The 14,662-nt window shown below is 68.8% G+C and carries 9 protein-coding genes; 2 read left to right on the top strand and 7 right to left on the bottom strand.

The genetic code is table 11. The annotated features are described in order from the left end of the window. Positions 1-35: 35 nt before the first annotated feature. From ABIE19_RS10880 to ABIE19_RS10865, 4 genes are all read right to left on the bottom strand, one after another. On the bottom strand, positions 36-779 hold the full coding sequence (locus ABIE19_RS10880) for a DUF1223 domain-containing protein (protein WP_354089206.1): 744 nt from the start codon (positions 777-779) through the stop codon (positions 36-38). 173 nt (positions 780-952) lie between these two features. Further along, positions 953-3,163: a prolyl oligopeptidase family serine peptidase gene (locus ABIE19_RS10875; RefSeq protein ID WP_354089205.1), complete on the bottom strand. Its 2,211-nt coding sequence runs from the start codon at positions 3,161-3,163 to the stop codon at positions 953-955. Between the two features lie 133 nt (positions 3,164-3,296). Next, positions 3,297-5,465 carry a prolyl oligopeptidase family serine peptidase gene (locus ABIE19_RS10870; RefSeq protein WP_354089204.1) on the bottom strand — a complete coding sequence of 723 codons (2,169 nt, stop codon included), beginning with the start codon at positions 5,463-5,465 and terminating at the stop codon, positions 3,297-3,299. 110 nt (positions 5,466-5,575) lie between these two features. After that, positions 5,576-6,379: a potassium channel family protein gene (locus ABIE19_RS10865; protein WP_354089203.1), complete on the bottom strand. Its 804-nt coding sequence runs from the start codon at positions 6,377-6,379 to the stop codon at positions 5,576-5,578. Between the two features lie 49 nt (positions 6,380-6,428). Between ABIE19_RS10865 and dapF the strand changes: the two genes are divergently transcribed. Together dapF and ABIE19_RS10855 are read left to right on the top strand one after the other, a co-directional pair. Beyond that, positions 6,429-7,274, top strand: a complete 846-nt coding sequence (gene dapF, locus ABIE19_RS10860) for a diaminopimelate epimerase (RefSeq protein ID WP_354089202.1) — start codon at positions 6,429-6,431, stop codon at positions 7,272-7,274. 103 nt (positions 7,275-7,377) lie between these two features. Beyond that, positions 7,378-9,657: an NADP-dependent malic enzyme gene (locus ABIE19_RS10855; protein WP_354089201.1), complete on the top strand. Its 2,280-nt coding sequence runs from the start codon at positions 7,378-7,380 to the stop codon at positions 9,655-9,657. Positions 9,658-9,718: 61 nt separating this feature from the next. Here the strand turns inward: ABIE19_RS10855 and ABIE19_RS10850 are convergent, their stop codons facing one another. From ABIE19_RS10850 to ABIE19_RS10840, 3 genes are read right to left on the bottom strand one after another with little or no spacing between them, the layout of a single operon-like run. After that, positions 9,719-11,392 (bottom strand): AmpG family muropeptide MFS transporter, encoded by a 1,674-nt coding sequence (locus ABIE19_RS10850; protein ID WP_354089199.1) that lies wholly within the window; start codon positions 11,390-11,392, stop codon positions 9,719-9,721. A gap of 42 nt (positions 11,393-11,434) precedes the next feature. Further along, on the bottom strand, positions 11,435-12,973 hold the full coding sequence (locus tag ABIE19_RS10845) for a response regulator (protein ID WP_354089198.1): 1,539 nt from the start codon (positions 12,971-12,973) through the stop codon (positions 11,435-11,437). Between the two features lie 45 nt (positions 12,974-13,018). After that, entirely contained in the window at positions 13,019-14,608 is a 1,590-nt protein-coding gene (locus ABIE19_RS10840) for a YifB family Mg chelatase-like AAA ATPase (protein ID WP_354089196.1), read from the bottom strand. Positions 14,609-14,662 lie beyond the last annotated feature (54 nt).

Raw genomic sequence — 14,662 nt, 5'->3', positions numbered from 1 at the left:
GAGCGGCGGGCCTTTAGCCCCTTTCGGTCAGCGGTTCAATCGCGCGCCCGTTCCACGCGACGGACCGCGGAAAGGATGCGACGGTCGGCCTTGGCCTGAACCAAGACTACGACATTGTCTTCTGAGGCGGAATCCGCCGGAAGGGCGAACAGGACCGGTCGTCCGGTCCAGTCGCCGAGACGTTTCACTTCGCGCACCACATTGACGTGCCGCACGGCCTGACCGCGATTGTCGCCCTGCCGGACCTCGACGGTCTGAAGCCCCGGTTGATAGACGACGGCCATGACCTCGGCCCCGCCGACGGGGGGGCGACCCGAGCCGACGCCGACCCGGTCGCCCGTTTCGCGGAACTCGATCTCGGGCGGATGCAGGCGGGCGGCGGCCTCGGCGTCGATGGCGGCCTGAAGCTCGGGCGGGCGGACGCCCGACAGATGACGCCGCCCGTCGATCACCACCTGGGGCGTCGAGACGTTCCTCAGCCTCAGCGCCTGACGATAGGCCTGCTGCCGCGCGGCGAACTCGGGCTTGGCGAAGGTGTCGGACCAGCCGAGATAGTCCCAGTAGTCGACGCCGTAGGTCAGGGCGATGACCCCCGGCTCGTCCGCCACGGCCTCAAGCGTGCGATTGGCCTCGGGACAGCCGGAACAGCCCTGGGCGGTGAAGAGCTCGACCACCACCGGCTGGGCGGAGGCGTCGCGTTCCTTCGCCGGAGCCGCCGCCCCGACGCCGATGATCGCCGTGACGATCAAGCTGTTTCTGACCAGACCCCATGCCGTCATCCGACGATCCTAACCCCTTGCTCCCTCCACGCCGCTCATAAAAGCGTGAAGATATTTTGCCGGCCTATCGCCCTTCGGGCTGCTTGAGGCCGTCTTGCTCGGCCTACCGCCCTTCGGGCTACTTGAGGCCGCGCTCAAGCAGGCCGAGGGCCGTCAGCGCACCAAGAACGCCCTCAGTCCATCAGCTGCTGGCTGAGGTAGACGTAGTGGCGGGCCCAGCGACGGGCGTTGGCGACCGGGTCGGCGTCGTTGGAGTGACCGCCGGCCGTGTCCTCGTAATAGAGGTGGTCGTGGCCCTGGTCGCCCAGGCGCGCCGCGAACTTGCGGGCGTGGCCGGGATGGACCCGGTCGTCGCGCGTATTGGTGGTGATGTAGACGCGCGGATACTTCACCTCGGGCCGCAGTTGCTGATAGGCCGAGTAGCGGGCGATGAAGGCGGCGTCGCCGGGGATGCGCGGATCGCCGTATTCGCCGATCCACGAGGCGCCGGCGGGCAGGTCCTGATAGCGCAGCATGTCGATCAGCGGGCTTTCGATCACCGCCGCGTTGAACAGCTCCGGATGCTGGGTGATCGACACCGAGGTCAGGACCCCGCCGTTGGAGCGGCCGTAGATGCCCAGGTGACGCGGGCTGGTGATGCGGCGCTGCTCCAGATCGCGGGCCACGGCGGCGAAGTCGTCGAAGGCGCGCTGGCGGTTCTCGCGCAGGGCGGCCTGGTGCCAGCCGGGGCCGAACTCGCCGCCGCCGCGGATATTGGCCTGAACGAAGACGCCGCCGTTCTCGAGCCACAGCTTGCCCATCTCGGGCTTGTAGGCGGGCGGGAAGCTGGCCTGGAAGCCGCCGTAGCCGAACAGGATGGTCGGGCCGGTCCCGTCCATGGCCAGGTTCTTCGGCCGGGTGACGAAGTAGGGGATCCTGGTCCCGTCGGTCGAGGTCGCCTCGAACTGCTCGACCACGTGGGTCGAGGCGTCGAACTTGGCCGGGGCCGCCTTCAGCTCGGTCAGGGCGCCCGTCGAGACGTCCGCCAGGCTGAGGGTCGGCGGCGTCAGGAAGCCCTGGGTCGAGACGAAGACCTGACCCTTGGATTTCGAGCTGTCGCCCAGGCCCACGGCGCTGTTGGCCGGGACGGCGATGTCGGTCGCGGTCCAGCCGTTCGGCGTCGCGGTGAAGCGCTTCAGCGTGCCCACGACATTGTCGGCGATGACGGCGACGATGCTGTCGGACAGGACGGTCACGTTCTGCAGCGACTGGCGCAGGGTCGGCGCGAAGATGGTCGCCCGTCCGGCGTCGATGGCGATATCCAGCCGCACCTCGCCCAGAACGCCGAGCGGCAGGGACAGCAGCGAACCGGCCGCATAGTCCCGGCCGTCGAAGCTCCAGGCCTGATCCGGCGAGAAGATCAGGTCGCCGCCCATGACGCCTTCGACGGCGACGCGTTCCGGCAGGTTCAGCCTGTACGGCTTGCCTTCAGCGCTCAGCCTCCAGGTTTCGGAACGGAAGGTGTCCAGCGGGCGGTTGAACAGGACAGCCTCGACCGCGCCGGCCTTGTCGCGGAAGACCATGGGCGAGACGCCGTAGCCGCCGTCGGACTGCTGACCGCGATAAACCTCGGTCGCGTGGGCCAGGGGATGGCCGCGCTTCAGGGATTTGACGATGAAGGGATAGCCCGACTCCGTCATCGTGCCGGGGCCGAAGTCAGTGGCGATCAGCAGGGTGTCGCGGTCCAGCCAGGTCAGGCGGTGCTTGCCCTCGGGAATGACGAAGCCGCCCTGGGCCGGCGCCACGAAGCTCTTGGTGGTCAGGTCGAATTCGCGAACCGTCACGGCGTCCTTGCCGCCGTCGGACAGGTTGATCAGGCAGCGGGTCTCGTCCGGCGCCAGGCAGTCGGCGCCCTTGAACACCCAGTCGCGGCCTTCGGCTTTCGCGAGGGCGTCGATGTCCAGCAGGGTCTCCCACTGGGGCTGGGCGGTGCGGTAGCTGGCCAAGGTCGTGCGGCGCCAGACGCCTTTCGGATTGGCCGCGTCCTGCCAGAAATTGCCCAGGCCCTCGCCCAGGAAGCTGACGCCGGGGATGCGGTCGGTCGCCGTCAAGATGGCCTCGGCCTGCTGACGGAAGGGTTCGTAGCGACGATCGCCGGTCAGGGCCGACAGAGACTTGGCGTTCTCGGCGGCGACGAAGGCCCGGGCCTCGGCCCCGTCCACCTCTTCCAGCGCCAGATGATCGTCGGCGGCCTTGACCCCTGCGGGTGTCAGGTCGCGCGGGAAGTGCGGCGGCGGATTGGTCGCGGCGGCGGCGGTCGGGTCAGTGGGCGCGCCCTCGGCCAGGGCCGAGCCGGCGGCGAGGATGAGCACCGGCAGGGCGGCGGACAGGAACAGCTTGTTCATCGAAATCTCCCGAAATGCGTCACCCCGGACGGCCATCAGGCCGATCCGGGGTCGCTGAAAACGCTACCACCCACAAGCGTCGTGGGTTGGCGGTCCCGGATAGCGGCTTGCGCCGCTTCCGGGATGACGCCCGTTACCGCTGCGCCGGCTCGTCCATCAGGCGACGCGTCAGATAGGTGTATTCCAGAGCGATGCGGCGGGCCGTTTCGCGCAGGTTGGCGCCGGCCGCGTGGCCACCGTCGGTGTTTTCATAGAAGAGGACCGGATAGCCCAGCTCCTCCATCCGCGCCGCCGCCTTGCGGGCGTGGCCGGGGTGAACGCGGTCGTCCTTGGTCGAAGTGTGGATGAAGACTTCCGGATAGGGCTGGCCCGCCGACAGACGCTGATAGGGCGAGTACTGCTCGATCCAGGCGCGCTGCTCGGGGATGTCCGGGTCGCCGTACTCGCCGATCCACGAGGCGCCGGCCAGCAGCTTGTGGAAGCGCAGCATGTCGAACAGGGGCACCTGGATGACCGCCGCATTGATCAGGTCCGGGCGCTGGGTCAGCATGGCGCCCATGAATAGGCCGCCCTGCGAGCCGCCCATGATCCCCAGGTGCGGCTGGGACGTGATCCCGCGCGTGATCAGGTCCTGAGCCACGGCCTGGAAGTCCTCGTGGGCGCGCTGGCGGTTCTGTTGTTGAGCCGCCTGGTGCCATTTCGGACCGAACTCGCCGCCGCCGCGCGTATTGGCGATGACGTAGACGCCGCCGCGCTCCAGCCATAGCTTGCCGACGGTCGGCGAATAGCCGGGCAGCAGCGACGACTGGAAGCCGCCGTAGCCGTACAGAAGCGTCGGGTTCGAGCCGTCCATGGCCATGGCGTCCTTATGGACGACGAAATAGGGGATCATGGTCCCGTCGGCGCTGCGGGCCTCGAACTGGTCCACACGCATGCCGGTCGCGTCGAACTTGGCGGGCAGGGACTTGGCCAGAGCCACGGTCCCGGTCGCGGCGTCGGCCAGATAGAGGCTGGACGGGTTCAGATAGCCGGTGACGCTGACGAAGATCTTGTCGTCCTGCTCCGAGGCTGAACCGACGCCCACCGAGACGTTCTGCGGCAGGTCCAGGCGGGTACGGCTCCAGTCGGCGGGATCATAGACATAGACCGAACCGCGCACGTTTTCATAAAGCGCCACCACCAGGCGGTTGCGGGTGGCGTTGATCCCCTCGACCGCCTCGCGCTCGCCGGGACGCAGCACCAGACGGGCGGGCGTCTTCGGGTCGGCCAACCAGGCCTGCAGCGGCCAGGCGATGACGTCGCCGGTCTTGAATTCCTGACCCGAGGGCGCGGTCCAGTCCTGATCCGTCGTCACCACCAGTTGGCCGGCGACTAGGGCGTTGATGTTGGACTTGAGCGGCAGTTCCAGCTTGGTCGTGGAGCCGTCGGCGTTCAGGCGCCAGGTTTCGTTTTCATAGAAGTTGATCCCGCGGTTCAGCAGCACGGCCTGCACCGCGCCGTCAGCGTCGCGCAGGGTGTAACCCGAGACGGAGACGTCGGTCTTCTGGCCCGCGAAGACCTCGACCGCCTGATCGACGCTCTGGCCGCGCTTCATCAGGCGCACGGTGCGCGGATAGCCCGAGGCCGTCAGCGAGCCCTCGCCGAAGTCGCGCGAGATCAGCAACGCATCCTTGTCGATCCAGCTGGCCCCGCCCTTGGACTCCGGCAGGCTGACGCCGCCTTCGACGAAGGTTTTCGTCACGCTGTCGAACTCGCGGATCGTCACCGCGTCCTTGCCGCCGTTCGACAGGGACAGCAGGCAGTAGCGCTCTTCGGGCGCCAGGCAGGTCGCGCCCTTGTAGACCCAGTTGGCGCCCTCGGCGGCCGACAGGGCGTCGATGTCGAGGATGGTCTCCCACTGCGGGGTCGCGGTGCGATAGCTGTCCAGCGTCGTGCGACGCCAGATGCCCCGCACATGCTCTGCGTCCTGCCAGAAGTTGTCGACATGGCCGTCGTGGGTGAAGCCGGGCGAGGGGATGCGGTCGCGCGACTGCACCAGGTCCAGAGCCTGCTGGTGCAGGGCCTCGTAGCGCGGATCGCCCTGAAGCGTACCCAGGGAGGTCTCGTTGTGAGCCTTGACCCAGGCCATGGCGCGCTCGCCCTCGACCTCTTCCAACCACAGGTAGGGATCAGTGGCGTCGTTGGTCGCGAAGCCCGGGGCAGTCGAGGCGACGCTGGCGGAAACAGTGGATTGGGCCATGGCGACGGGCGCGGCTCCGGCTGCGAGAAGAAGGGCGGCGACGGACGCCAGAGAGCGGATCATGTTTTCAGTCCCCAACATAAATCGGCGGCACCTTGGCGAGGCGCGAGGGCGGCGGCAAGCGGGTGAATCTTACAAGCCTGTCATCTTTTGTCGCACGACCGGCGTCAGGCTCAATCGCCATCGTCCGGAATGCAGAGGATCTGGCCGCAGGCCTTGCAGTGAACGGCGTCGGGGTCGTGCTTCTGAAGACCGCAGGTTGGGCAGGGGTGCTTCACCTTGTGCGGCCGGATCAGGGTCTGGGCCAGGCGGATGAAGAGGGTGATGCCCACCAGCATGACCACGATGGAGATGACCCGCCCCCAGTTGCCGGGCAGGGTGATGTCGCCGAAGCCGGTCGTCGTCAAGGTGGCGACGGTGAAGTAGAGGGCGTCCAGATAGCCGTTGATGTGCTCTGCCTTGCCCCGGAAATAGGCGTAGACGAAGCCGGTCACGACAAAGACGAAGGTGACCAGGGCGGCCAGGGCGCGGGTGATCTCCTCGACCCGGGTGTCGTCGAAGCGACGGCCTATGGTGCGCCAGAAGAGGTCGCTGTTGAGCAGGCTCCAGAAGCGCAGCAGGCGCAGGAAGCCGAAGTTCGCCAGCCAGGCCGGGAAGAGCAGGGTGGCCAGGACGAACAGGTCGACCCAGACGATCGGCCGCTTCAGCCAATCCTTGACGTCCGAATAGGCGTAGGCGCGCGCCGCCAGGTCCAGGCCCAGTATGGCGGCGATCACATAGTCGGCGACGTAGAAGACCCAGCCCGCCTCCTTCAGGATCGGCGCGGCCAGGAAGAAGCCGATGATGATCAGATCGACGACGATGACCATCAGGCGGAACTTCACCGCCGCCGGCTGGGTCCCATGATAGAGGTAGCGCAGCCGGGCCTTCAGCCTCAGGCCTTCGGGCCTACCTGTTTCGATCTGATCTGACGCCATCGTCGTCAGCGATACATGAACCGGCGAAAAATCCTATATGAAGGCGGTCATGACCCTGTCCTCTCGCCCCTATGTCCGGATGAACGGCGCCGGAAACGCCTTCATCGTGGTCCAGGCCTTCGACCAGCCCTTCCGTCCGACCGAGGATCAGGTGCGGGCCCTGGCCGATCCTGCCTCGGGCACGGGCGGCTTCGATCAGTTGATCGGGGTGGAGCCGTCCGAGACGGCCGACGCCTTCATGCGGGTCTGGAACGCCGACGGCTCCATGGTCGAGACCTGCGGCAACGCCCTGCGCTGCGTCGGCTGGCTGCTGCTGGAGGCGACCGGCAAGGAGGAGGTGGCGATCGACACCCTGGGCGGACCGACCACGGCGCGCCGGGCCGGCGACCATCAAGTCACCGTGGATATGGGCGAGCCTAGACTGGACTGGTCGCAGGTGCCCCTGGCCGAGGACATGGACACGCGCGGGATCGAGCTGCAGGTCGGGCCGATCGACGCCCCGGTCCTGCACACGCCCGGCGCCGTCTCCATGGGCAATCCCCACGTCGTCTTCTTCACCGACCGGCAGGACGACGCTTTCGTCCGGGGCTCGGGCTCCCTGGTCGAGCATCACCCGCTGTTCCCGGAAGGGGTCAACGTCGGATTCGCCGACGTGCTGGGCCGCGATCATATCCGGCTGCGGGTCTGGGAGCGGGGCGCCGGCCTCACCCTGGCCTGCGGCACGGGCGCCTGCGCCGCCCTGGTGGCCTCGGCCCGGCGCGGCCTGACCAACCGCAAGGCCCGCGTGACGGTGGACGGCGGCGAACTGGTCATCGACTGGGACGAGGCGACCAACCACGTCTTCATGACCGGGCCGGTCGAGATCGAACGCACAGGCCTTTCGCCGGACCTCTGAAGACCGAACCTCCGATCAATCGGGCCTTGACGCGGCGTCAACGGTTGTCCCCGTCGATCCCACGATCTAGGAACAAGGGGCGCCTGCCCTTGCCGAGATCGAAATGCCCGAACTGACAGACAAACAGACCTTCTCCGACGAAGACGCCCTGGAATTCCACAACGCGCCGACGCCGGGCAAGATCTCCATGGCGCCGACCAAGCCGATGGCGACCCAGCGCGACCTGTCCCTGGCCTATTCGCCGGGCGTGGCCGTGCCGGTCCTGGCCATCGCCGAGGATGCGGACAAGGCCTACGACTACACCTCCAAGGGGAACATGGTCGCCGTCATCTCGAACGGCACCGCCATCCTGGGCCTGGGCAACCTGGGCCACATGGCGTCCAAGCCGGTGATGGAAGGCAAGTCGGTCCTGTTCAAGCGCTTCGCCGACGTCGACAGCTTCGACGTCGAGGTGAAGACCACCGACCCGGACGAGTTCGTCACCGTGGTCAAGAACATCGGCGACACCTGGGGCGGCATCAACCTGGAGGACATCAAGTCCCCGGAATGCTTCGAGATCGAGGCCCAGTTGCAGGACCTGCTGGACATCCCCGTCTTCCATGACGACCAGCACGGCACGGCCATCATCTCCACCGCGGGCCTGATCAACGCCTGTCACGTGGTCGGCAAGAAGCTGGAAGACGTGAAGGTGGTCCTGTCGGGCGCCGGCGCCGCCGGCCTGTCGTCCATCGCCCTGATGAAGGCGGCGGGCGTCAAGGTCGAGAACACCATCATCTGCGATCGCCAGGGCGTCATCTATAAGGGTCGGGACAATGTCTCGCAGTGGCAGGCCGCCCATGCGATCGACACCCCCCTGCGCACCCTGGCCGAGGCCATGGTCGGCGCCGACGTGGTGCTGGGCCTGTCGGCCAAGGGCGCGATCAGCAAGGAGATGGTCGCCTCCATGGCGCCCAATCCGATCATCTTCGCCATGGCCAACCCCGACCCGGAAATCACGCCGGAAGACGTCAAGTCGGTGCGCTCGGACGCCATCATCGCCACCGGCCGTTCCGACTATGTGAACCAGGTCAACAACGTCCTGGCCTTCCCCTATCTGTTCCGGGGCGCCCTGGACGTGCGTGCGCGCCAGATCAATCACGAGATGAAGATCGCCTGCGCCCAGGCACTGGCCGCCCTGGCGCGCGAAGACGTGCCGGACGAAGTGGCCGCCGCCTATCGCGGCCGCAAGCTGAAGTTCGGCCCGGAATACATCATCCCCACGCCCTTCGACCCGCGCCTGATCTGGTACATCCCGCCCTTCGTCGCCCAGGCGGCGATGGACACGGGCGTGGCGCGCAAGCCGATCGCGGACATGGAGGCCTATCGCACCGCCCTGCGCCAACGGATCGATCCGTCGGCCGCCCTGATGCAGAAGATCTCCGCCAGCGTGCGTTCCGGTCCGAAGCAGCGTGTCGTCTTCGCCGAGGGCGAGGAGCAATCGGTCATCCGCGCCGCCTGGGCCTTCAAGCAGGCCGACCTGGGCACGCCCATCCTGGTGGGCCGCGAGGAACTGGTCCGTCAGAACGCCGCCGAGGCCGGTTTGAACTTCGACGACCTGGGCATTGAGATCACCAACGCCCGGGTGTCGGAACGCAACGCCGAATACGTGGAATGGCTCTACGCCCGCCTGCAAAGGCGCGGCTATCTGCGCCGCGACGTCCAGCGCATGATCAATCAGGACCGCAACTACTTCGGCGCCGCCTTGGTGGCGCGCGGACAGGCGGACTGCATGGTCACGGGCGTGACCCGCAACTTCAACATGGCCCTGAAGGAGGTCCGCCGCGTCCTGGACGTCAAGGACCGGATGATCGGCCTGTCGATCCTGTTGGCTAAGGGCCGGACCCTGTTCGTGGCCGACACCTCCATCCACGAACTGCCGAACGCCGCCGAGCTGGCCGAGATCGCCATCAAGGCCGCCGCCACGGTCAAGAAGCTGGGTCGCAAGCCGCGCGTGGCCTTCCTGTCCTACTCGACCTTCGGCGACCCTCCGGGCGATCGCGGCGAGAAGGTGCGCGAGGCCATCCGCATCCTGGACAGCATGGACCTGGACTTCGAGTACGAGGGCGAAATGCCGCCCGAGCTGGCCCTCAACCCGGAAGCGCGCGCCAACTATCCCTTCATGCGCCTGACCGGCGACGCCAACGTCCTGGTCATGCCGGCCATCCATTCGGCGGCCATCTCGACCCGTCTGGTGCAGTCGCTGGGCGGCGCCACAGTGATCGGTCCCCTGCTGGTCGGCCTGGAGAAGTCCGTGCAGATCGTGCCCCTGGGCGCCTCGGTCAGCGAGATCATCAACGCCGCCACCTTCGCCGCCTATGCCGAGGGCGTCGAGATCGAGGACTGACGGACAGACGTCGCGACGACGTGGAGAGGCGGCCTTCGGGCCGCCTCTTTGCGTTTGGGGCTTAAGAGTTCAGGCGACGGCGCTCAAACGTCAGCCGTCCCCATTCCATGACGCAGAAGACGACGGCGATCAGACCCAGCCAGGCGGCGATGACAAACATGGCCGCATAGCCCTGGCGTTCGATCAGTTCGCCCAGGGCGCCGCGTCCCAGGGTGCCGATCAACAGAGCCAGGGAGGTGAAGACAGCGAATTGGACCGCGCCGAACATCTTGTTCGACAGGGCCGACAGATAGGCGACGAAGGCGGCGCCCGCGAAGCCGCCGGCGATGTTCTCGCCCGCCAGAGCCATCATCAGCCGGGCCAGGGGCTCGCCCACGCCGAACAGGCCGAACAGCTTGTACAGGCCGCTGACCTGCATGAAGCCGCCGATGACGGGCGCGCCCAGGGCCAGGTCCATCATCAGCAGATTGGTCGCGGCCGACAGGACGGCGCCCAGCAGCAGGCTGGCCATCCGCCCGATGGCCAGAAGCGCCCAGCCGCCCAGGCCGATGCCGAGGATGGTCATGAAGACGCCGAAGGTCTTGGAGGCCAGGGCGACCTCGGTCTTGGTGTGGCCGAGCGCTCCGCCCGTGTCGCCCATGTAGAAGGGGAAGGCGAAAGGACCCCAGACGCCGTCGGTGATGCGATAGGTCAGGATCAGGCCCAGGACGATCAGGGCGCCCCAGCCCAGCCGCCCCATCAACTCGACCAGGGGCGCCAGAATGGCGTCATAGAGGGTGTTCGCCAGCGCGGGCGCGTCGCGTTCGGCCTGAACCGGCCCGGTCTTTCCGCCGCGCCAGACGATCAGACCCGCCAGGGCCGCCGGCAACAGCACGGCCCCGCCGACGATCCACGGCCCCCAGGTCGCAGTGAACTCGCCCGCGCTGGGCGCCGGCTTGACGCTGAGCGCCGTCACCATGAAGCGGATCAGCATAAAGGCCGCCCAGGCCCAGGCGGCCAGGGTAGCGGCCAGGGCGAACATGCGCAGGCGCGGCGAGCCCAGGCGCTCGCGCGCGATCGCCTGGCGCGGCGCGGCCTTGGGCTCCGGCGCGATCAGGGTTCCCAGGACGCCCAGGCCCATCAGGCAGGCGCCGACCAGGAAGGTGGCGGACCAGCCCAGGTGATCGGCCAGCACCAGGGCGCCCGCCCCCCCGACCAGGGCCGCCGTCCGGAAGCCCAGCTGGTAGACGGTCGAGAGCAGGTCGACGGGGGTGCGCTCGTCCGCGACCTCGATCCGCCAGGTGTCGATGACGATGTCCTGGGTGGCCGAGGCGAAGGCGCCCAGGGCCGCAGCGCCCGCCAGCACCGCTATGGCGCCGGTTCCGGGATGCGACAGGGCGATGGTCGCCAATGCCCCCAGGAGAACCACCTGGCACAGGATCAGCCAGGATCGCCGCCGACCCATGCGCCCGATCAGGGGCGGGGTCAGGCCCACGGACGGCGACCACAGGAATTTGAAAGCCCCGAACAGGCCCACCCAGGACAGGACGCCGATGGTGGCCACCGAGACGCCCGCATCCGACAGCCAGGCGTTCAGGGTGCCGAACAGCATGGCGAAGGGCAGGCCGGCCGAAAAGCCGAGCAGCAGCATGGCCAGGGTCCGCCGCTCGCGGAAGGCGACCTTCAGAACGTCCAGGCCTTTCGGCGACGGCTGCAGAGCCGCGACTTCGGATGCGGGCGTCTTGGAATCAGTCATGCGCGGCTCCGGCGGAACGCCGCCGGACGGGGCGGTCGTGACTTACTGAGCTGCGAACTTGGCGCGGTTGGCGGCGTTCGTCCAGCGGGCGAGCGCGGCGCGCAGGGCGTCCGCCTCCAGCGGTTTGGTCAGGTGGTCGTTCATGCCGGCCTCCAGACAGGCGATGCGATCCTCGGCGAAGGCGTTGGCGGTCAGGGCCACGACAGGGGTGTGATCGCCGCGCGCGCGCAGGGCCCGGGTCGCCGCCGGGCCGTCCATGCGCGGCATGCGCATGTCCATGAAGACGACGTCGAAACGGGCGTTCTTCAGGGTCTGAAGGGCTTCATGGCCGTCCGCCGCCGTCTGGACCACGCAGCCCTCGCGGCGCAACAGGGTTCGCGCCAGAAGGGCGCCGACGGGATTGTCCTCGACCAGCAGGACCCGCACGCCTCGAAAGGCCACGGGCGTCACCCGGTCGTCGTCGGCGCCGCGCGTCGGCGCGACCGCCTGGCCCGTGCGCCGGGCCGAAGCCGCCGCCACACGCTCGGCCAGGGAGGCGCGACGCAGGGGCTTGATCAGATAGCCGTGAAAACCGGCGGCGCGATAACGGTCGATCAGGGCGCGCTCGTCCGGTTTCAGCAGGATGACCCCCTGCCCCTGGGACGGAGGCGGAAGCAGACAGCCTTCCTCGGCCGCGGCGTGGTCGATCAGGGTCACGCCCGCCTGGCGCGCCACCTTGCCGCCCGAGGCCTCGATCTGGGCCGCCGCCGCCTGACGAACAAAGGGATCGGGCGTGCGCACCGCCACGGCCAGGCCTTCCAGCGGACGTGACCGGACGGCCGTCTCCGCCACGGGGAAGGCGGCCTCGAAGCGGAAGCGGGCGCCGGGACCGTCCGGCCGGTCCGTCACCGTCACCGCGCCGTCCATGGCCTGGGCCAGGCGCCGAACCACGGCCAGACCCAGGCCGGCGCCGTCATGGCGGGCCGCGTCCGAGGCGTCCGCGTGGCCGAACTCGTTGAAGATGCGCTCGCGCGCCTCGACCGGCACGCCGGGGCCGGTGTCGTCGATGATGAAGGCCAGGCGGGGCCGCGCGGCCTCACCGCCGGCTCTTTCCACCGTCAGACGCACGCCGCCGTGCTCGGTGAACTTCACGGCGTTGCCGGCCAGATTGAACAGGACCTGACGCAGGCGCCCCTCGTCGGCGATCACGTCCGGTGCGTCGGCGGCGACCGACCAGACGATCTCCAGCCCCTTGTCGTGGGCGCGGGGGCTGAGCAGCTCGGTCACGCCGCGCGCCAGTTCCTCCAGATCGACGGGCGCCGGATCGAATTCCAGGGAGCCGGCCTCCAGCCGGGCGTAGTCCAGCAGGTCGTTGACCAGGCCCAGAAGATGCTCGGCCGACTTCTGCGCCGCCTCGGCGTAGGCGCGCTGGGCGCCGTCCAGGCGGGTGCGCGACAACAGGCCCAGCATGCCGATCACCCCGTTCAGGGGCGTGCGCATCTCATGGCTCATCAACCGCAGGAATTGCTGTTCCGGCGTCGCGGTTTCCGCGGCGGGGGTCGTGTCGGTCGGTGCGTGCGTTCTGCGGCGAGCCTGTCCCATGAGGCGAAGCTTAGCCGACAAGGGTTAAACCCGGCCAAACGCCGATCAGAAAGCCCGCGTCTCGGCGCCAGGCGCCGTCTGGCGGTCGAACCCCTCCTGGGCGCCGACGGTCATGCGTCGGTACATCAAGGCCTCGGCCACGTGGCGGCGCAACACCCCGGTCGATCCGTCCAGGTCGGCGATGGTCCGCGCCAGGCGCAGGGTCCGGGTCCAGCCGCGCGCCGTCAGCCCTCCGCTTTCGCCGGCCCGCATCAGCAGGGCGCGCCCCGCCTCGTCCGGGGCCGCGAAGCGATCGAGAGTCTCGCCCGAAGCCCGAGCGTTCACCGCCTGGTCGCGCGCCTGATCGGCGTCATAGCCCGCGTCGCGCAGCCGTTGTTCCTGCATGGCGCGCGCCGCCAGAACCCGGGCGGCGGCCTCCGCCGTGCCTTCCGCAGGGGGCGGCAGGGCCATGTCGGCGGCGGTAACGGGCGGCGTCTCCACCGTCAGGTCAATGCGGTCGAACATCGGGCCGGAGATGCGGTTCTGATAATCCCGCTGGCAGCGGGGCGCCTTGCCGCAGGCCCCGCGCCCTGCCCCGCCCAGGCCGCAGCGACAGGGATTCATCGCCGCCACCAGCTGGAAGCGCGCCGGATAGCGCACATGGGCGTTGGCGCGCGCCACCACGATCTCGCCCGTCTCCAGAGGCTGACGCAGGCTGTCCAGGGCCTGGGCCGAATATTCCGGCAGCTCGTCGAGGAAGAGGACGCCGTTGTGGGCCAGGGAGGCCTCGCCCGGCTTGGCGCGCAGTCCCCCGCCGGTCAGGGCCGCCATCGAGGCCGAATGATGCGGCGCCCGGAAGGGCCGGTCGCGGGTCAGGGCGCCGCGCTGGATCAGGCCCGCCACCGACCAGACCATGGAGGTCTCCAGCAGCTCCTGCGAGGTCAACGGCGGCAGAAGGCCCGGCAGACGTTGGGCCATCATCGACTTGCCTGAACCCGGTGGGCCGACGAACAACAGGTTGTGGCCGCCGGCGGCCGCGATCTCCAGCGCCCGCTTGGCGCTTTCCTGCCCCTTGACCTCGCGCAGGTCGGGAACCGCGCCGCCCGTGGTCAGCGGCCCCGGCTCGGGCGCGCCCAGGACCTGTCGGCCGGTGAAGTGATTGACTAGGCCGATCAGGGAGCGCGGCGCGAGAATCCGCGCGCCGCCGGCCCAGGCGGCCTCGGGTCCTGTCGCTTCGGGGCAGATGAGGCCCAGACCCATGGCGTCCGCCGCCACCGCCGCGGGCAGGGCGCCGCCCACCCGGGCGATCTGGCCGTCCAGGCCCAGTTCCCCTATGGCGGCCCAACCGTCCAGGGCGCTGGGCGCGATCACCCCCATGGCCGCCATCAGGGCCAGGGCGATCGGCAGGTCGAAATGGCTGCCCTCCTTGGGCAGGTCGGCGGGCGCCAGATTGGCGATGATCCGTTTCGCCGGAAGGGCCAGGCCAATGCCCGCGAAGGCGCCGCGCACCCGCTCACGGCTTTCAGCCACCGCCTTGTCCGGCAGACCGACGATGGTGAAGATCGTCGGCCCGTCGTTGCCGACCAACTGCACTTCGACATCGACCCGGCGCGCCTCGACCCCGTCGAAGGCGACCGTCACCACTCGCGCGACCATCCGTTCCCCCTCGCTGCGCGAAAGGGAACAAATCACGAACTTAGAAGAACAGCA

The organism is Brevundimonas faecalis, from assembly GCF_040549405.1.
In the GTDB taxonomy this organism is placed as follows: domain Bacteria; phylum Pseudomonadota; class Alphaproteobacteria; order Caulobacterales; family Caulobacteraceae; genus Brevundimonas; species Brevundimonas faecalis.
The sequence above is the reverse complement of the archived record's forward strand: the minus strand, read 5'-3'. Positions and strand labels throughout refer to the sequence as shown.